Annotated in this window: 14 protein-coding genes, 2 tRNA genes and 1 other annotated feature; of the genes, 14 read left to right on the top strand and 2 right to left on the bottom strand. The window is 30.3% G+C overall.

The window, feature by feature from the left end:
• Nucleotides 1-2: 2 nt before the first annotated feature.
• The 13 genes from BUA92_RS14020 to BUA92_RS13960 all read left to right on the top strand — a co-directional run bounded on the left by BUA92_RS14020 (nt 3) and on the right by BUA92_RS13960 (nt 15,707).
• Nucleotides 3-91 (top strand) — tRNA-Leu (locus BUA92_RS14020).
• Nucleotides 92-476: 385 nt separating this feature from the next.
• On the top strand, nt 477-2,876 hold the full coding sequence (gene spoIIE, locus BUA92_RS14015) for a stage II sporulation protein E (RefSeq protein ID WP_073020435.1): 2,400 nt from the start codon (nt 477-479) through the stop codon (nt 2,874-2,876).
• Between the two features lie 198 nt (nt 2,877-3,074).
• Entirely contained in the window at nt 3,075-4,472 is a 1,398-nt protein-coding gene (gene tilS, locus BUA92_RS14010) for a tRNA lysidine(34) synthetase TilS (RefSeq protein WP_073020433.1), read from the top strand.
• Between the two features lie 2 nt (nt 4,473-4,474).
• Nucleotides 4,475-5,014, top strand: coding sequence for a hypoxanthine phosphoribosyltransferase (gene hpt / locus BUA92_RS14005; RefSeq protein WP_021804434.1), 540 nt, complete (start codon nt 4,475-4,477; stop codon nt 5,012-5,014).
• Nucleotides 5,015-5,101: 87 nt separating this feature from the next.
• The gene (ftsH, locus tag BUA92_RS14000; protein WP_073020431.1) at nt 5,102-6,904 is read left to right on the top strand and encodes an ATP-dependent zinc metalloprotease FtsH; all 1,803 of its coding nucleotides are present in this window, start codon (nt 5,102-5,104) and stop codon (nt 6,902-6,904) included.
• Between the two features lie 164 nt (nt 6,905-7,068).
• Complete coding sequence (locus tag BUA92_RS13995; protein ID WP_073020429.1) at nt 7,069-8,736, top strand: formate--tetrahydrofolate ligase; 1,668 nt, start codon at nt 7,069-7,071, stop codon at nt 8,734-8,736.
• Between the two features lie 305 nt (nt 8,737-9,041).
• Complete coding sequence (locus BUA92_RS13990) at nt 9,042-9,821, top strand: type III pantothenate kinase (protein WP_073020426.1); 780 nt, start codon at nt 9,042-9,044, stop codon at nt 9,819-9,821.
• Between the two features lie 6 nt (nt 9,822-9,827).
• Nucleotides 9,828-10,808: a tRNA dihydrouridine synthase DusB gene (gene dusB / locus BUA92_RS13985; protein WP_073020424.1), complete on the top strand. Its 981-nt coding sequence runs from the start codon at nt 9,828-9,830 to the stop codon at nt 10,806-10,808.
• 59 nt (nt 10,809-10,867) lie between these two features.
• The gene (locus BUA92_RS13980; RefSeq protein WP_073020422.1) at nt 10,868-11,689 is read left to right on the top strand and encodes a hypothetical protein; all 822 of its coding nucleotides are present in this window, start codon (nt 10,868-10,870) and stop codon (nt 11,687-11,689) included.
• Nucleotides 11,690-11,802: 113 nt separating this feature from the next.
• Nucleotides 11,803-12,285, top strand: a complete 483-nt coding sequence (gene greA / locus BUA92_RS13975; RefSeq protein WP_073020421.1) for a transcription elongation factor GreA — start codon at nt 11,803-11,805, stop codon at nt 12,283-12,285.
• A 13-nt stretch (nt 12,286-12,298) separates the two neighbouring features.
• Nucleotides 12,299-13,804, top strand: coding sequence for a lysine--tRNA ligase (lysS, locus tag BUA92_RS13970; protein WP_073020420.1), 1,506 nt, complete (start codon nt 12,299-12,301; stop codon nt 13,802-13,804).
• A 129-nt stretch (nt 13,805-13,933) separates the two neighbouring features.
• Nucleotides 13,934-14,008 (top strand) — tRNA-Asn (locus tag BUA92_RS13965).
• A 92-nt stretch (nt 14,009-14,100) separates the two neighbouring features.
• Nucleotides 14,101-14,268: a binding site (T-box leader), on the top strand.
• 47 nt (nt 14,269-14,315) lie between these two features.
• Nucleotides 14,316-15,707 (top strand): glycine--tRNA ligase, encoded by a 1,392-nt coding sequence (locus BUA92_RS13960; protein WP_073020568.1) that lies wholly within the window; start codon nt 14,316-14,318, stop codon nt 15,705-15,707.
• Nucleotides 15,708-15,724: 17 nt separating this feature from the next.
• Here BUA92_RS13960 and BUA92_RS13955 read toward each other — a convergent pair whose 3' ends face one another.
• The gene (locus tag BUA92_RS13955; RefSeq protein ID WP_073020419.1) at nt 15,725-16,189 is read right to left on the bottom strand and encodes a methylated-DNA--[protein]-cysteine S-methyltransferase; all 465 of its coding nucleotides are present in this window, start codon (nt 16,187-16,189) and stop codon (nt 15,725-15,727) included.
• A 118-nt stretch (nt 16,190-16,307) separates the two neighbouring features.
• Between BUA92_RS13955 and murD the strand changes: the two genes are divergently transcribed.
• Entirely contained in the window at nt 16,308-17,684 is a 1,377-nt protein-coding gene (murD, locus tag BUA92_RS13950) for a UDP-N-acetylmuramoyl-L-alanine--D-glutamate ligase (protein ID WP_073020418.1), read from the top strand.
• A gap of 67 nt (nt 17,685-17,751) precedes the next feature.
• Here murD and BUA92_RS13945 read toward each other — a convergent pair whose 3' ends face one another.
• Nucleotides 17,752-18,756 (bottom strand): DUF5050 domain-containing protein, encoded by a 1,005-nt coding sequence (locus tag BUA92_RS13945; RefSeq protein WP_073020417.1) that lies wholly within the window; start codon nt 18,754-18,756, stop codon nt 17,752-17,754.
• Nucleotides 18,757-19,260: the final 504 nt, after the last annotated feature.

Genomic DNA, 19,260 nt, shown 5'->3' with positions numbered 1-19,260 from the left:
ATGCTGAAGTGGCGGAACTGGCAGACGCACAGGACTTAAAATCCTGCGGTGCTTAAACACCGTACCGGTTCGATTCCGGTCTTCAGCACCAAAAACCTACAATATATTGTAGGTTTTTTTGTTTGTGTTACTATAGAAACTTAATCAATTAGATTCCTTTCATCTGCCTAAATATAATTTATTCCTAAATTCGTATGATATAAATATTCAAATATAATAAAAACACGACAAAAAATTAAATCCTTTCAAAAGAGAAAATAATCTTTGAAAATCCAGTCTTTCTAAGGAATAAAACAATCCACAAGTCTTTAAATATTATCCACAGATTTTTGCTGAGTTTATATAAATAATGTGAATTATAAGTAATTTTGTCCAACGAAAATCATTATGTAGAACACATAATGACACAAATTGCAAAAAAACCTTGCTATAATCTAATTACATTTATTGGAAAAAAATAGGATGGAGGGGTAGACGTGCAGTATGGACTAGAAGTAGATACTTATAAAAGAATAGAGAACAAGAATAAAAACAAAAAAGATTTAAGAGTTGTATATTCTCCCTTAAAGTTAGGGATATTTTTTTCGGTTGGGATATTACTTAGTAGAATATCCTTGGTGTTAAATCTCTCTACGTTAGAAAGTATAGCTCCTTTTGGAATTGCATATATATTAGCACTACAAAGTAGTAAAGATAAAATGTATAAATTATTAGGGTCTTCAGGAGTTATATTAGGGTACCTAACTTTAGTATATAGGGTTGAAGATATTTCGATGTATATAATAACATCATGTATATTGGTATCCACTGATTTAGTTAATATAAAGATAGGTGGTAAAAGTGAGGGGATAAGAAGAGGGGTTGTTTTATTTCTTTCAATGATGATCTTTAAATATTTTATTGACGGAAATGGGATAATAAGTTCAATTGTTTTATCAGGAGTATTAACAATAATAATCGAAGGGATATCGTATATAGTAAAGTATAGCGTAAGCTGCTTGGAAGAATTTAATACAAATCATATATTTATTTCAGAGGAACTTATAAGCATAAGTATATTAATTTCTTTATCTGTTGCTGGAATAGGGGGAATGTCTATACTTAACATAAGTATAAGAAATATAATTGCCCTTGTATTTATTTTAATTATAGCCTATACATCTCAGGGAGCCTTGGGGGCAGCAATGGGTATAAGTATGGGACTTATAATAGGAATAACCATGGATAAGATGCTGCTTTATGTAACACTATATGGAGTATGTGGATTGGTGGTTGGAGTATTTAAGGATATAGGAAAAATATTTTCCGCAGTATGTTTCGTGATAATGTATTCTATATTAAATCTCTATGCTCAAGTATTTGATGTATATATGATTGTGGAGGCTTTAATCTCTGTTTTCATATTTTTAGCTATACCAAATACTTTTATAAATAAATTGATGTTAGAAATAGATGCAGAGAAAAAAGAAGATAAGTATACAGAGTTTCACTTGTCAAAAATAAAGGAGGAATTTACAAGAAGATTTAGAGATTTTACGCAACTATTAGGAGATATGTCAGAGGTGATGCAGGGTTTTGGTGATAATAATAAACTGTTATTAAAAAATAAAAGTGCTGCATTAATAGAAAATTTAGCAGATAGAGTTTGTAGTAATTGTGACATGAAATACATGTGTTGGAAAAGGGAACTATATAGTACCTATGGAAGTTTCTCAGAATTAATTAAGTCATCAGAAGAAGGTGTTTTAGTATTTCCAGAAGAATTAGAAAAGAAATGTGTAAAAAAACATGCACTTATTAAAAGTACTGAAGAAATAGTAGAAAAGCATATATTAAATGAAATGTGGAAAAAAAGATTAGAGGAAGGAAGGATGCTTTTAGCAAATCATATAGGAAATATGGCGGATACTGTTGATGAGATTTTGACAGACTTAGATAGAGATATGGAACTCTGTAGTGAGTTCGAAAGAAGTTTAAAAAGGACTCTTAACAGAAATAACTTTAAATACCTAGATTTGTTTTGCTATGAAGATAAAAAAGGAAGAATTAACATAAAAATCACTTTAGAGAATTGTCATGGAGCACAGTATTGTGTTAAAGAAGCTTTACCAATAATAAATAAGGTAATAGGAAGACCTATGAGTATAGGAGGGGATGGATGTAGTATTGACCCAAAGAGTAATCAATGTAAGGTGCTGATAGAAGAAACACCTAAATATCATATAGCAAGTTATGTAGCTTTAAGTTGTAAGGAGGGAGAAAAGTACACAGGGGATAGCCATTCTTTCAATAAAACAAAAGACGGTTGTTATATGACCTTAGTTAGTGACGGGATGGGATCAGGACCAGGTGCAGGAGAGGAATCAAAGGCAGCTGTGGAACTTATAGAGAAATTTACTGAAGCAGGATTTAACAATATGACAGCAATAAATGCTGTTAACTCTATAATGAATATGAAATTCGCAGAAGATGAGAAATATGCGACATTAGATATGAATACTGTTGATTTATACTCTGGAGATATAAGTTTTATGAAGATAGGAGCTGTTGCTAGTTTTATAAAGAGTGGAGATAGTGTAGAAGAAATAAGTTCTAAAACGTTACCCTTTGGAGTGCTAGATAAGGTTGATGTTGATATTATAAATAGGAAGGTTAAGAGCGGAGATATAATAATAACCTTAAGTGATGGTATATTAGAAATAAATAAGGATCAGAGTGGAAGCACTGGATGGCTTGTAAACTATCTAAGAGAGTGTAAGTCTACTAATCCTAAAGAGATGGTTCATGATATATTAGAAAAGGCAAAAGAACTATCTGGAGGCAAAAGTAAAGATGATATGACAGTTGTGGCTTCAAAAGTATATTCTTTATATTAAGTTATTGAATAAAAAACTTGGCTAACACCAGGTTTTTTATTTATGCACATTAATGAAAGAACAAATTAGTTCCTTCACATTAAAAAACAGTATAAATTAGTTCTTTCACATTATTATATATAGTTGATTTTAATAATTGTAAATGTTAAATTGTAGAAGTATAATAAGATTGATTAATACATTGAGGTGGATTTGAATTTGAAAGATAAGATAATTAAATATATTGAAGATAAAGAGCTTATTAAATCTGGTGATAGGATTTTAGTTGCTCTTTCTGGTGGTCCCGACTCAATTTTTTTGACTAATATTTTAATAGAGATTAGTGAAAACTATAATCTTAAGATAGCAGCTGCACACATAAATCATATGCTTAGAGGAAAAGAAGCAGATGAGGATGAAGCTTATGTTAGAAGTTTTTGTGAAAAAGCTGGTATAAATTGTTTTGTAAAAAGAGTTGATATTAATAGGATTGTTAAAGAGCGAGGAATAAGCTCTGAGATGGCTGGCAGAGAAGAAAGGTATAAATTCTTTGAGGAATTAAAAAAAGAACACTCCTATGATAAAATAGCCTTAGCCCATAATTTAAATGATCAGGCCGAGACTATTTTAATGAGGCTTATGAGAGGAACTGGGTTAGAAGGTTTAGTTGGTATAAAAGCTAAACGTGATGATATTTACATAAGACCTATATTGTGTATAGAAAGAAATGAGATAGAGAAATATTGCTTAGAAAAAAAATTAAAGCCAAGAATTGATAAAACTAATTTAGAAAATATATATTCTAGGAATAAGGTAAGATTAGAATTGATACCATATATTAAGGAGAATTTTAATTCTGATATTATAAATACTATTAATAGATTAGGTATACTTTTGAGTAAGGATGAAGAATTTATAAATGAATATGTTGAAAAGAGCTTGGATAAATATTGTGATTTTAAAGATGAACTAAAAATAGGTGAAAAACTATTTTTAGAAAAGGAAGCATTACTTACAAGGACACTAAAATCAGCATTAGTAGTATTTTCAAAAAAACATTTTGATTTTGAAATGAAACATATTTATGATATTATAACATTACAAAGAAATAAAACTGGAACAAGATTATCACTTCCTCATAATTTGGAAGCTGTAAATGTATATAAGAATGTAATAATTAGATTTGTAAATACTTATAATGAAGGGAAAAGTAAAAAAGCAAATATATTGTTGAAAAAGGAAGAGTTGAATAATAATATCATAAGTTTTAATGAATATGATATGGAGTTTACTGTTTCTAGTAATGAAGGAAATTTAATATTTTCAGATGATTCCCTTGTAAAATATTTTGATTATGATAAAATATCTAAAAATATAGAAGTGAGGCTCAGAAAAGATGGGGATAGAATGAAGCCATTAGGAATGAGCGGAAGAAAAAAAATAAAAGATATTTTTATAGATTTTAAGATACCTAAAGATAATAGAGATTTTATTCCTATAGTTTGTTTTGATGATGAAATAGCATGGGTTGTTGGAATCAAAACTTCTGAAGAATTTAAAATTAATAAAAGTACAAAAAAAATATTAAAAATTAAATTGATTAGAAAGGAACAGTAAGAATGAGGGACGATGTAAAAGAGATTTTATTTAGTGAGGAGGCTATCACTAAAAGAGTAAAGGAACTTGCTGATGAGATAAATAATGATTATAAAGGAAAAGAATTAGTTGTGGTAGGAGTTTTAAAAGGTTCAGTTTTATTTGCATCAGAGCTTATAAAAAACATTGAAATACCATGTGAAATAGACTTTATGGCAGTTTCATCCTATGGCAATTCCACTGAAACATCTGGGGTTGTTAGAATATTAAAGGATTTAGACCATGGAATTGAAGGAAAAAACATCTTAATAGTTGAAGATATAGTAGATACAGGAATAACTTTAAATTACTTGTCTAAGTATTTACAAGGGAGAGGAGCTAATAGTATAAGCATAGCGACGCTTCTTAATAAACCAGCTAGAAGAGCAGTTGACGTGGATGTTAAGTATGAAGGTTTTATAGTTCCGGATGAATTTATAGTGGGATATGGTATAGATTATGCTGAGAAGTATAGGAATCTTCCGTTCATAGGCATTCTTGATCCAAAGGTATATAGAAAGTAATATAAGTATATATACCATAATACTATTGATTAGATACAATTAAATGTGATAAAATTTTTAATAACTAGAAAGAGAGGGGGGCCTTGAATGAAAAAATTTTCTGGCACTGCAACTTGGTTAATAATAACTGTTATGGTCATGATAACCTCATTTGCCCTATGGGAAGGCGGTAAAAATAAGGATACAATTCACTATAGTGATTTTAAACAAAGTTATATTAAAGATGAAGTAAAATCAATAAGAGTTAAACAAGATAATATAACAATAGAAGGTACTTTAAATGATGGAAAGGCGTTTGTTGTTTACGCGCCATTAACTATTCTTAATGGATTAATTACAGAAAATCCTAAGCAAAATGTTGATATATTATTTGATCAGCCAACAAGTACAAAAGAGTGGGTTCAATTAATCCCTACAGTATTACTTATAGTAGTATTTTTAATTTTCTTATTCATAATAATGCAGCAATCACAAAGCGGAGGCGGAAATAGAGGAGTAATGAATTTTGGTAAAAGTAAAGCTAAAATGGCAGCTCCAGATAAAAAGAAGGTTACGTTTAAAGATGTGGCAGGAGCTGAAGAAGAAAAAGAGGAATTAGCAGAAATAGTTGATTTCTTAAAAGATCCTAAAAAATATACAGATATGGGCGCTAGAATTCCAAAGGGAGTCTTATTAGTTGGACCTCCAGGAACAGGTAAAACTTTATTAGCAAGAGCTATTGCTGGTGAAGCTGGAGTACCTTTCTTAAGCATATCGGGATCTGACTTTGTTGAAATGTTTGTAGGAGTAGGTGCATCTAGAGTTAGGGACTTATTTGAGCAAGCAAAGAAATACCCAGCATGTATAATATTTATTGATGAAATAGATGCTGTAGGTAGACAAAGAGGAGCAGGTCTTGGCGGAGGTCATGATGAAAGAGAACAAACACTTAATCAGTTATTAGTTGAAATGGATGGTTTCGGACTTAATGAAGGAATAATAATGATAGCTGCGACTAACAGACCAGACATATTAGATCCAGCATTATTAAGACCAGGTAGATTTGATAGACAAATCATGGTTGGAGCACCTGATGTTAAGGGAAGAGAAGATATATTAAAAGTTCATACAAGAAATAAACCATTATCAGATGATATAAAATTAGATGTTTTAGCAAAAAGAACTCCTGGATTTACTGGAGCTGATATAGAAAATCTTACTAATGAAGCGGCACTGCTTTCAGTAAGAAAATCTAAAAAGAGAATCACCATGGAAGAAATGGAAGAGGCTATAACAAGAGTAATTGCTGGTCCTGAAAAGAAGAGCAGAGTTATTAGTGAACATGATAAAAAACTTACAGCTTATCATGAAGCAGGTCATGCAGTAGTAGCTATGTATTTAGAAAATTCAGACCCAGTTCACCAAATAAGTATAATACCAAGAGGTATGGCAGGTGGATATACAATGCATTTACCTAAGGAAGATAGATCATATACATCAAAATCAAAATTAAAAGATGATATGGTAAGTCTTTTAGGAGGAAGAGTAGCTGAAAAGTTAATTCTTGGAGATATAAGTACTGGAGCTAAAAATGATATTGATAGAGTTTCTAACATAGCAAGAGCAATGGTTATGGAATATGGTATGAGTGATAACTTAGGACCTATAAGCTATGGAACAGATCAAAATGAAGTCTTCTTAGGAAGAGATTTAGGGAGATCTAGAAACTTTAGTGAAGAAATTGGTTCTAGAATAGATAGAGAAATAAAAGAATTAGTAGATGAAGCATATAAGAGAACAGAAAAGTTATTAACAGAAAACATTCATAAGCTTCATGCAGTAGCTTTAGCCCTTCTTGAAAAAGAAAGACTTGAAGCAAATGAATTCCAAGAAGTATTTGCTAATGCATAATTAGTATTAAAAAGCCGTATTATATACGGCTTTTTTTATTGTTAATTCGTAATTAGGCGAAAAATATTCTTAAAATTGCAATAAAGCTTCAAAAAAATATTTTTAATGATATAATATAGATGAATTATAGAGTGTTTATTAATATAAGAAAGAGGTGTTTACTTATGAAAAGTGATATTGAAATAGCACAAGAAGCAAAAATGCTACCAATAGTTAAAATAGCTCAGGATTTAAATTTAAGTGAGGATGATATAGAGTTATACGGCAAATATAAATGCAAAATTTCCTTAGATATATTAAATAAATCAGATAATAAAGATGGAAAGCTTGTTTTAGTAACAGCGATAAATCCAACTCCAGCAGGGGAAGGGAAGTCTACTGTTACAGTAGGATTGGGTCAAGGGCTTTGTAAATTAGGGAAAAAAGCTGTAATAGCATTAAGAGAACCTTCTTTAGGACCAGTTTTTGGAATAAAAGGCGGGGCAGCTGGTGGTGGATATGCTCAAGTAGTTCCTATGGAAGATATAAATCTTCACTTCACTGGAGATATGCATGCTATAACTTCAGCTAATAATTTACTATCAGCGGCTATAGATAATCATATACACCAAGGTAATGATTTAAGAATAGATTCAAGAAGGATATTATTCAAAAGAGTCATGGACATGAATGATAGAGCTTTAAGGGATATAGTCGTTGGTATGGGCGGAAAAGCTAATGGTTTTGTACGTGAAGATGGTTTTATGATAACTGTTGCTTCAGAAATTATGGCTATATTATGTTTAGCTAAAGATTTAGCTGATCTTAAAGAAAGAATGGGGAATATACTAGTAGCGTATAATTTAGATGGTGAAGCTGTTTATGCTAAAGATTTAAATGTACATGGAGCTATGACATTATTAATGAAAGATGCTATTAAACCTAATCTAGTGCAAACATTAGAGAATACTCCAGCAATAATCCATGGGGGGCCTTTTGCTAATATTGCACATGGATGTAATTCTATAATAGCTACTAAAACTGCGTTAAAATTAGGAGATATAGTTGTTACTGAAGCAGGATTTGGGGCTGATCTTGGAGCAGAAAAATTCTTCGATATAAAATGTAGATATGGTGAACTTAAACCAAACTGTGTAGTTTTAGTTGCGACTATTAGAGCATTAAAACATCATGGTGGAGTAGCTAAGGATAAATTAAATGTTGAAGATATAGAAGCATTAAATAAAGGTATTGAGAACCTAGGAAAACATATAGAAAATATAAAAAAATATGGTGTTCCTATGATTGTTGCTATAAATAAATTTGTAACTGATACTGAAGATGAAATAAAGGCAATAAAAGAGTATTGTCATTCCATTGGTGTTAAGGTATCACTTTCAGAAGTATGGGCAAAAGGTGGAGATGGAGCCATAGAACTTGGAAATGAAGTTCTAGATATAATAGAAAAAGAAGAATCTAAATTTGATGTATTATATGATGTAGAAGATTCAATTGAAGATAAAATATCTAAAATAGCTAAAGAGATATATGGAGCGAATGGTGTTAATTTTACGACTCAAGCTTTAAATCAAATTAGAGAATTAGAGAGAATAGGATGCGATAAACTTCCTATATGTATGGCGAAAACTCAATATTCATTATCTGATAATCCTAAATTACTAGGAAGAGCAAGTAATTTTGATATTACAGTTAGAGAAATTAAAGTTTCTAAAGGTGCGGGATTTATAGTAGCTTTAACTGGTGATATAATGACAATGCCGGGATTACCTAAAGTTCCAGCAGCTGCTAGAATGGATATATTAGAAAATGGAGAAATACTAGGATTGTTTTAAAAAATAAAAGAAGAAAAACCTGAGTACTTGAGTACCTGAGCACTCAAGTACTCAGGTACTCAGATATTTGAATGTATAAATATGATCTACAGATTTAACTTCTCTATTAAGTTGAGAAGTTAAATTTTTTTTATAATTTTTTGTTAAAAAAGTTTTTAAAATGTAATTCTTTGTTAATATAAAAACAATGTTAAAAACTTGACAAATCAAAATTAATTGCTAAAATTAAATTGTTAAATTGTAAAAGTATCTAAGAATCTTAGTAGCTTCAAAGCTACTTTTAATTATATTAAGGCGGTGCAATTATGATACTATTAATAGATGTGGGGAATACCAACATTGTATTAGGGGTTAGTAAAGAGGAGAAATTTATAGCTAGCTGGAGGATATCTACAGATGCTAATAAAACCTCAGATGAATATGGAATACAAGTTATGCAGCTATTTAATCAAAACTCTTTAGATCCTAAAGAAGTAAGCGGAATAATTATATCTTCTGTAGTTCCTAATATAATGTATTCTTTGGAGCATATGATAAGAAAGTGTTTTAATACTGAAGCACTTGTTGTAGGTCCTGGAATAAAAACAGGTATTAATATCAAGTATGATAATCCAAAAGAAGTTGGTGCAGATAGAATAGTAAATGCTGTAGCAGCACATGAAAAGTATAAAAGACCTTTAATAATTATAGACTTTGGAACAGCAACAACTTTTTGTGCTATAACTAAACGAGGAAATTATTTAGGTGGGAATATTGTTCCAGGAATAAAAATATCCTCAGAGGCTTTGTTTGAAAGAGCAGCTAAGTTGCCTAGAGTTGAGCTTGAGAAACCTAAAAGTATAATTTGTAAGAACACAATTACAAGTATGCAAGCAGGAATAATCTATGGATACATAGGGCAAGTTGAATATATAGTAAATATGATGAAAAACGAAATGAAAGAACTAGATGAAGAAGAACCATTTGTTATAGCAACGGGAGGACTAGCTTCACTTATTTCAGAAGGAACTAATATTATAGATAAAATAGAACCTCAACTCACTCTTGAAGGACTAAAGATAATTTATGATAAAAATAAGGAGTAGATAATAGTGAATATAGGAAAAATGAGTTTCGAAAATCCTGTATTTTTAGCACCTATGGCAGGGGTAACAGATATATCCTTTAGGGGCCTGTGTAAAGAGATGGGTTGCGAACTTGTTTATACAGAAATGGTAAGCGCTAAAGCTCTTTATTATGGTAGTGAAAATACAAAGAAACTTTTGAGAATAGCAGAAGAAGAAATGCCTGCAGCAGTACAGATATTTGGAAGAGAACCAAATATAATGGCAGAAGTAGTAGACAAGTATTTAAATAATAGAGATGACATATGTATAATAGATATAAATATGGGATGTCCGGCTCCTAAGATAGTTAAAAATGGAGAGGGCTCAGCACTTATGAAAGAGCCTAAACTAGCAGCAGAGATAGTAAAGGCGGTTAAAAAGAGTTCCAAGAACCCTGTTACAGTTAAGTTTAGAAAAGGCTTTGATGATGGGAATGTTAATGCCGTTGAGTTCGCTAAATGGATGGAGGATGCAGGTGCAGATACTATAGCAGTTCATGGTAGGACAAGAACTCAAATGTATGAAGGTAAGGCTGATTGGGATATAATATCTAAGGTAAAAAAAGCAGTATCTATTCCTGTTATAGGGAATGGGGATGTATTTACTCCGGAAGATGCTATGAACCTTAAAAAGATAAGTAACTGCGATGGTATAATGGTTGCAAGAGGAAGCATGGGGAATCCATGGATATTTAAGCTTATTTCTCAGAAGCTAAAAGGAGAGGCTGTAACTTACCCTAAAGCTAGTGATAAGATAGAGATGTGCATTAGGCACTATAAGATAGCGTTAAAATATGAAGGTGAATATAAAGCTATACGCGAAATGAGAAAACATTCAGCATGGTATATAAAAGGTTTGCCTCATTGTACGGACATAAAAGACAAAATAAATACTGTGGAAAGTTCCAATGAAGCTATAGCTATATTAGAAGATTATATAAAAATACTCGAAATTGCAGGTATTTAAAGTAAAAGTTTAGAATAATATACTTTAAGAGTATTTGTAATTGAGGGTGGCGTTCATTTATGAAATCTATCTTAGACATAAGGCTTAGAGAAGGAGATCCATACTTTAAGTATAACTCTATAAATAAAATACTAGATCAATTGAAAACAAAAACATATATTCCTAAAAAGTTAGGTTTATTAGATAAAGAAATAACTCGAGTAAGTATTCCACCTAATTATAATAAGGATGCTTACTCTTATAATATATTGAGAGTTATAGGAAGAGCGAGATGGAGCTCAGTTAGTGTTAGAGGCAATAGATTATACGATTTAGATTATTTAGATAGTTTTCAAAAAAATGTACTTTCATTTTGTATTGTTAGATCTATGTCTATAATACTAATTAATAATAAAAAAACTGTAAAAAATTCCGTTATAGCAATCGAAGATGGTGGAAATACTAATAATCTATCACTTATTGAGGAATGTGCAAAATATACCAAGAGAATAGTGTTAGTTACTAGGAATTTTAAAAATGTCAATAATATAAGAAGTCATATACTACTTAATTATGGAGTTTCACCTGAATTCACAACTAATATTAATGATACTAAAGGTATAGATTTTATTATAAGTGATAAAGCTAAAAGTTATGGTGATATAGGAGTTTGGTATTTAGATAGTTTTTATGAGCCGGAACAATTCAGTAACTTAGCGGTTAATGATGTGTTACTATCAATAAATGATTATGAAGAAAGGGTTTCACCTGAACTTCTAGGAGCATTGCTTAAATCAGAAAATAATATTAGTAAGAGAGTAGAAGATTTTTTTGATAGTAATAAAATTAATATAGAAGAGATTAGATTTGGTAAAAAAGAAATTGATATCAACTCTTATTGACATGTAATAGCGTAAGCTTTATAATATTTTAAATAATCATATAGGAAAAACTATTAAATTAAAGATAAAATATGATATATTATATGATGAACCATATAGAAGGGGAGAAAGACATGAGCGAACAAAAAAAAGTTATATTAACTTATGAAGGTGTAAAAAAATTAGAAGAGGAATTAGAGTTTCTTAAAACTGTAAAAAGAAAAGAAATAACTGAAAAAATAAAAGTTGCACTAGGATATGGGGATCTAAGTGAGAATTCAGAATACGATGAAGCTAAAAATGAGCAGGCTTTTACAGAAGGAAGAATTCTTCAATTAGAAAACATGTTAAAAAATGCAGTTGTTGTAGATGAGTCTGAAATATCAACAGATAGAGTATCAATAGGGTCTAAAGTTAAAATAAAAGACTATGAATTTGATGAAGAAGTTGAGTATGTAATAGTAGGATCAGCTGAAGCAGATCCAATAAATTATAAAATTTCAAATGAATCTCCTGTAGGAGCTGGGCTTTTAGGTAAAAAAGTTGGAGATGTTGTTGAAATCACAGTACCTGAAGGGGTAAATAAGTTTGAAGTATTAGGAATTAGAAGAGATTAATGGAGGACCACCAATGTCAAATGAAGAGATAAGTATAAACCAGTTGGAAGCTCAATTTAATGAGCAGGAAAGATTAAGAAGACAAAAACTTGTAGAACTACAAGAGGCAGGAAAAGATCCTTTTGATGTATATAAAGTTGAAAGAACTCATACTTCAGTTCAAGTAAAGGATGATTTTGAGACTCTTGAAGGAAAAACTGTAACTATAGCTGGACGTTTAATGTCTAAAAGAGGGCAAGGAAAAGTTGTTTTTGCAGATATCCATGATAGAGATGGGAAAATGCAATTATTTATTAAATTAGATGCTGTTGGAGAAGAAAATCTTAAGGAGTTTAAAACTTATGATTTAGGAGATTGGATAGCAGCAGAAGGTGAAGTATTTAGAACTAAGGCAGGAGAAATTTCTGTTAAGGTTAATGCCTTCCAACTTATATCGAAGTCATTAAAACCACTTCCAGAAAAATGGCATGGATTAAAAGATCCTGATTTAAGATATAGACAAAGAGAACTTGACTTAATTACCAATCAAGAAGTAAGAGAAACATTTATAAAAAGATCAAAAATAGTTTCTGGAATAAGAGAATTCTTAGACCAAAAGGGCTATTTAGAAGTGGATACTCCAATGTTACAAACAAGTGCAGGTGGAGCAGCTGCTAGACCATTCACAACTCATCATAATACTTTAGATATAGACATGTATCTAAGAATAGCTACAGAACTACATTTAAAAAGATGTATAGTAGGTGGATTTGAAAAAGTTTATGATATGGGAAGAATCTTCAGAAATGAGGGTATGTCAGTAAAACATAATCCTGAGTTCACAACTATAGAATTATATGAAGCTTATGCTGACTATAACGATATGATGGAACTAACTGAAAACTTAGTTGCTTACGTTTGTCAAAAGGTTAATGGAACAACTAAGGTAAATTACCAAGGAACAGAAATAGAATTTATGCCTCCTTGGAGAAGAGTAACTATGGTTGATATAGTAAAAGAGCATACTGGCTTTGACTATAATGCTGTAGCTACAAACGAAGAAGCTCAAGCTATAGCTAAAGAAAAACACTTAGAGTTTAAGAAGCCATTAGATAAAGTTACTAAGGGTGAAGTTCTTAATGCTCTTTATGAAGAATTCTGTGAAGAAAAATTAATACAACCAACTTTTGTTATAGATTATCCAGTAGAAAATTCTCCTCTTACTAAAAAGAAGAGAGGAAATGATGAATTTACTGAGAGATTTGAAGGATTTGTATTTGGAAGAGAGATATGTAATGCATACTCTGAATTAAACGATCCTATCGTTCAAAGAGACAGATTTAAACAACAAGAACAAGAAAGAGAGCTTGGAGATGACGAAGCATACATGATAGATGAAGAGTTCATGAGTGCTTTAGAAACAGGTATGCCTCCAACTGGTGGATTAGGAATAGGTATAGATAGACTTATAATGTTCTTAACAGATTCAGCGTCTATAAGAGACGTAATCTTATTCCCAACAATGAAACCACTACAATAAATTGTAAATTAATAAATCGCCGTATTAACGGCGGTTTTTTAATTAAATTTATTAAAAAACCTTAAAATTTTTCAAAAAAGCTATTGATTTTTATAAATAACTTGATATAATAATACTTGTGATTAATGTTCCGTGGTAGCTCAATGGTGGAGCACTCGGCTGTTAACCGATAGGTTGGAGGTTCGAGCCCTCTCCACGGAGCCAATTTTTCTAAATAGTAGCTATAGGCTGCTTTTTTTTATTTCAGATTTAAATTGACAATAAAGTATTATCTGATAAAATTATTATATAATTAAATATGCATGATGATAAAGAAGAGTATTCTTAATTATGTTTTAGAGAGATAGCGGGTGGTGGAAGCTATTATGTGGTTAAGATGAAGGGAGCTTTTGAGTGCTTAAAATTTGAAAGTAGGGCTATTGCCAAGAAGGGTGGAACCGCGGAAAGATATTTTCGTCCCTTTATGGTAAGAGGTCTTTTTTATTATAAAAAATTATTTGGAGGTATTAAAATGGCAGTAGAAAAGACTATGGATAAAATAGTGGCTCTTTGTAAAAATAGAGGATTTATATTCCCAGGCTCTGATATATATGGAGGACTTGCGAATTCATGGGATTACGGTCCTTTAGGAGTTGAATTTAAAAACAATGTAAAAAAAGCATGGTGGAAAAAATTTGTTCAAGAAAGCCCATACAATGTAGGAGTAGACTGTGCAATTTTAATGAACAGAGAAGTTTGGGTTGCATCAGGACACGTTGGTGGATTCTCAGATCCTTTAATGGATTGCAAAGATTGTAAATCAAGATTTAGAGCAGATAAAATAATAGAAGATCATATGACTGAAAATGGAGCTGAAGTTGCTACAGCTGATGGATGGAGTAATGAAGAACTTAAAGATTATATAGATAAAAACAATATAGTTTGTCCTAAATGTGGAAAGAAAAACTTTACTGATATAAGAAAGTTTAATCTTATGTTTAAGACTTTCCAAGGTGTAACAGAAGATGCTAAATCAGAAATATTCTTAAGACCAGAAACAGCTCAAGGTATATTTGTAAACTTTAAAGCTGTTCAAAGATCTTCAAGAAAGAAAGTACCTTTTGGAATAGCTCAAATAGGTAAATCTTTCAGAAATGAAATAACACCAGGAAACTTCGTATTTAGAACAAGAGAATTCGAACAAATGGAGTTAGAATTTTTCTGTAAGCCAGGAACAGATTTAGAATGGTTTAGTTACTGGAGAGAATATTGTTGGAAATTCTTATTAAACTTAGGTGTAAATGAAGGTAATTTAAGAATGAGAGATCATGAAGCAGAAGAACTTTCTTTCTACTCAAATGCAACTTCTGATATAGAATATTTATTCCCGTTTGGATGGGGAGAATTATGGGGAATAGCTGATAGAACTGACTATGACCTTAAAAAACACCAAGAACATTCTGGTCAAGATATGAATTATTTAGATCCAATTACTAATGAAAAATACGTACCATATTGTATAGAACCATCATTAGGAGCAGATAGAGTTGCCTTAGCATTTTTAATCGATGCATATGATGAGGAGGAATTAGATGGTGGAGATGTAAGATCAGTATTAAGATTACATCCAGCACTTGCACCATTTAAAGCTGCTGTACTTCCGTTATCTAAGAAGTTATCAGAAAAAGCAGATGAAGTATATGCAAAACTTGCTAAAAACTTTAATATAGAATACGATGAAGCAGGAAGTATAGGCAAGAGATATAGAAGACAAGATGAAATAGGTACTCCATTATGTATAACAGTTGATTTTGATACTATGGAAGATGAATCAGTAACTGTTAGAGATAGAGATACAATGAATCAAATCAGAATCAAAATAGATGAACTAGAAGCATATATAAGCAAAAAATTAGAATTTTAATAAAAATCACCTGGGATTTATTTACCCGGGTGATTTTTTTCTATATCTAGTAAATAAGTTTTTTTATCAATTCCCAAAGCAAAACCTACTAGTGCACCATTAGAACCAATAACTCTATGACAAGGAACAACTATAAATAATGGATTCTTATTTACGGCACCACCCACTGCCCTGGATGCATTAGGATTTCCAAGAGAGACAGCAACATCTTTATAACTAGTAGTTTTACCATAAGGGATTTTTAATAGTTCATTCCATACACTTTTTTGAAATTTTGTACCATTAAATTCTAAAGGTAGTGTAAATTCTCTTCTCTGATTCATAAAATATTCATTGAATTGAGTTTTGCATAAATCAGTTATGATGTTAGGAGTGGCTATGATGTCAGCTTGAGTTATAAGAGAAAGAGAAACAAGAGCTGACTCAGAAGCAGTTATTTTGATTAAACCCATGGGGCTTTCTAAGAAATCATAATAATACATGTAAAATCTCCTTTTCAAATTAGTATCGTCCTAAGTAGAATTATAATATAACCAATGTTATAATTAAAAGCAAATGGGCAAAGATTTAAAGTAGAGTATAGTTTTGGAGGCATATTTAATGAAAAGTGATTTTAATGAATTTAAAGTTTTTATAAAGGGTAAAAAAGTAGGAGTTTTAGGAATAGGTGTTAGTAATATACCATTAATAAATTTTTTGTTAGAATTAGGGGCTGAAGTAACGGCTTTTGATAAAAAAGATGAAACACAATTAGGGGATATAGGGAAAGATTTCATAAATAAAGGGGTTAAACTTTCTTTGGGAGAAGACTATTTAAGTAGACTAAAAGGTTTTGATGTTATATTTAAAACACCAGGCATGAGAATAGACTTACCTGAACTTGTAAATGCAAAGAATGAAGGTGCTCACATAACATCAGAAATGGAAGAGTTCGTAAAATATTGTCCTGCTAAGATTTATGGAATAACAGGAAGCGATGGAAAAACTACAACTACAACTATTGTGTCTAAACTTCTAATTGAGGAAGGGTTTAAGACCTGGGTAGGTGGTAATATAGGTTCTCCGCTTTTTTCTAATATAGAAGAGATTACTACTAAAGATAGAGTAGTATTAGAACTTTCTTCTTTTCAGCTTATGACAATGAAAGAAAAGATAGATAAAGTAATAGTAACTAATATAACTCCCAACCATTTAGATATGCATAAGGGTATGGATGAGTATGTTGATGCTAAAAAGAATATATTTAAATACCAGGAAAAAGAAGATTTATTAGTATTAAATATAGATAATGAAATTACAAAAAGCTTTATAAGTGAAGCTAAAGGCCATGTAAAAACTTTTTCTTCTAAAGAAGAATTAAAAGATGGAGCATATTTAAGAGATGGATATCTTTATATAAGGGATAAAAAAATCATAAATAAAGATGAAATTGTAATAAAGGGAACTCATAATATTGAAAACTATCTTGCAGCTTTTTTAGTGACTGAAGATGAGGTATCTATTGAAAGTATGATAAATGTTGCAAGAAACTTCAAGGGAGTAGCACATAGATGTGAGCTAATAAGAGAAGTTGAAGGTGTTAAATACTATAATGATTCAATAGCATCTAGTCCAACTAGAACATTAGCTGGATTAAAGGCCTTTGACGAAAAAGTAATATTAATTGCAGGTGGGTATGATAAACATATACCATTTGAACCACTTGCTCAAGAAGGACATGAGTATATCAAGGAATTGATATTATTAGGAGCAACAAAATATAAAATAAAAGAAGTTTTTGATAAGATAAAAGAGGATAAAGGAATAGACATTCCAGTAAATATAGTAGAGTCCTTAGAAGAAGCAGTAAAAAAGGCTAAAGATATAGCTAAGGATGGAGATATAGTAACACTATCACCTGCTTGTGCGAGTTTTGATATGTTTACTAACTTTGAAATAAGAGGCAATAAGTTTAGAGATATCGTTAATAGTATATAAAGTAAAACACCCCAAAGTTCTTTAATATTGAACTTTGGGGTGTTTATATTTAAAGCTAATAAAACTTTTATTTATAAGCATTCTCTATCCTATGTATTTCAGAATCAGTAGAAAGGCTTCTCTTGTAAAAAATAGAGTTTTCAAAAAGATAATAATCCACTACTGAATCTTTGGATATTTTAGTTGAGGAGAATTTTAGCTCGCCAGTTTCGCTTAAACTGTAAAGATAATTAAGGTCATTTTTGTTTATAAAGAAAACAGTATTATTGATTGAATGTAGATCTTGAGCTGTTACATCAAGAATCTTTTTTTCTTCTGATTTATCTATAAGAAGTAAATATATATTATCGTTATCTGAGGAATTTACAAATATAATATTATTTTTATATAAAGCGAAAGATTCTACAGATGAATTAGATAATTTAGTTCTAGAAGTTCCATCTGACTTTACTCCGTATATTTTAGAGTAATCAGATAGGTTTTGATACAATATCCAATCCCCAACTATAATGAATTTACCAGCATTATCTTGAGTTAAAGCTGTTTTTGTATTGTTTTTAAGATTATATTTAGTAATTACATTGTTGTTATTTTTATTTATGTAATATAAATCATCACCAGATAAAATAAGATTATAAGCATAATCATCAGATAATTTAGTGGAACTTTTTAAATCCTGAGATGTAGTATGTAGACTTCCAATATTATCGCTGTAAATTATTTTATCATCATAAACAGCTATTGAAGATGAAGAAGATGTTATGTTATATGTATTTTCATTTTTTAAATTAGGAAACATATCTTTAGTAAGAGCTTTAGGGAAAGTTGCCAATTTATTTCCATCTCTCCAATCAACAAATATATTTTTATCTAAAAAAGGATAAAATATATTTGGCGATAAAGAAGTGTCTCCTAAAAATACTATACTGTTTTGATTTGATTGGGGAGACTTTATGGTTATAGTATTACTGTTATTTTGAGTAGTATTATCTGAATTGGTTGATTTATTACTGCAAGATAACAAAGTAATAGAAAAAGAACATAATAAAAAGAGCATAAGTTTTTTTATCAAAGTAAATACCTCCAGTAAGTTATGTAATTATTATGATTATATTATAGTTAATTATCGAGCAAATAACAAATAGATTAATATAAACATTACCTAGTGTATCTTTAATAGGAAAATTAAGAAATTAAAAGAAAGATTAAGAAATATAAAGTTAAAATAGAATAATAATATAATTATAGAGAGTTACAATATAAATATCGTGTTACTATTTTATTCGTCGCTAAGACAAAAAAACAGTTGAAAAAACATGTTGACATAAAGATGTTGATAGTGTTAAACTGTGAAAGCAAGTTTTGTTAGATCTTTGAAAATTAAACAGAGGAAACTTAAGAAGTTTTGAATAAAACGAAACTTACACAACGAAAGTTGTGAAGTAGGTGATTGTACCAAATGTAAAATTTGGAACAACTACTTATAGTCAACGTAATTCTTAGAGTAAGATTAAACTAAAATTTGTGCACTTAATTATTTAAGCGTCACTTAAATTGAGAGTTTGATCCTGGCTCA

The sequence above is a fragment of the Clostridium intestinale DSM 6191 genome (assembly GCF_900130055.1).
Lineage (GTDB): Bacteria > Bacillota > Clostridia > Clostridiales > Clostridiaceae > Clostridium_T > Clostridium_T intestinale.
The sequence above is the reverse complement of the archived record's forward strand: the minus strand, read 5'-3'. Positions and strand labels throughout refer to the sequence as shown.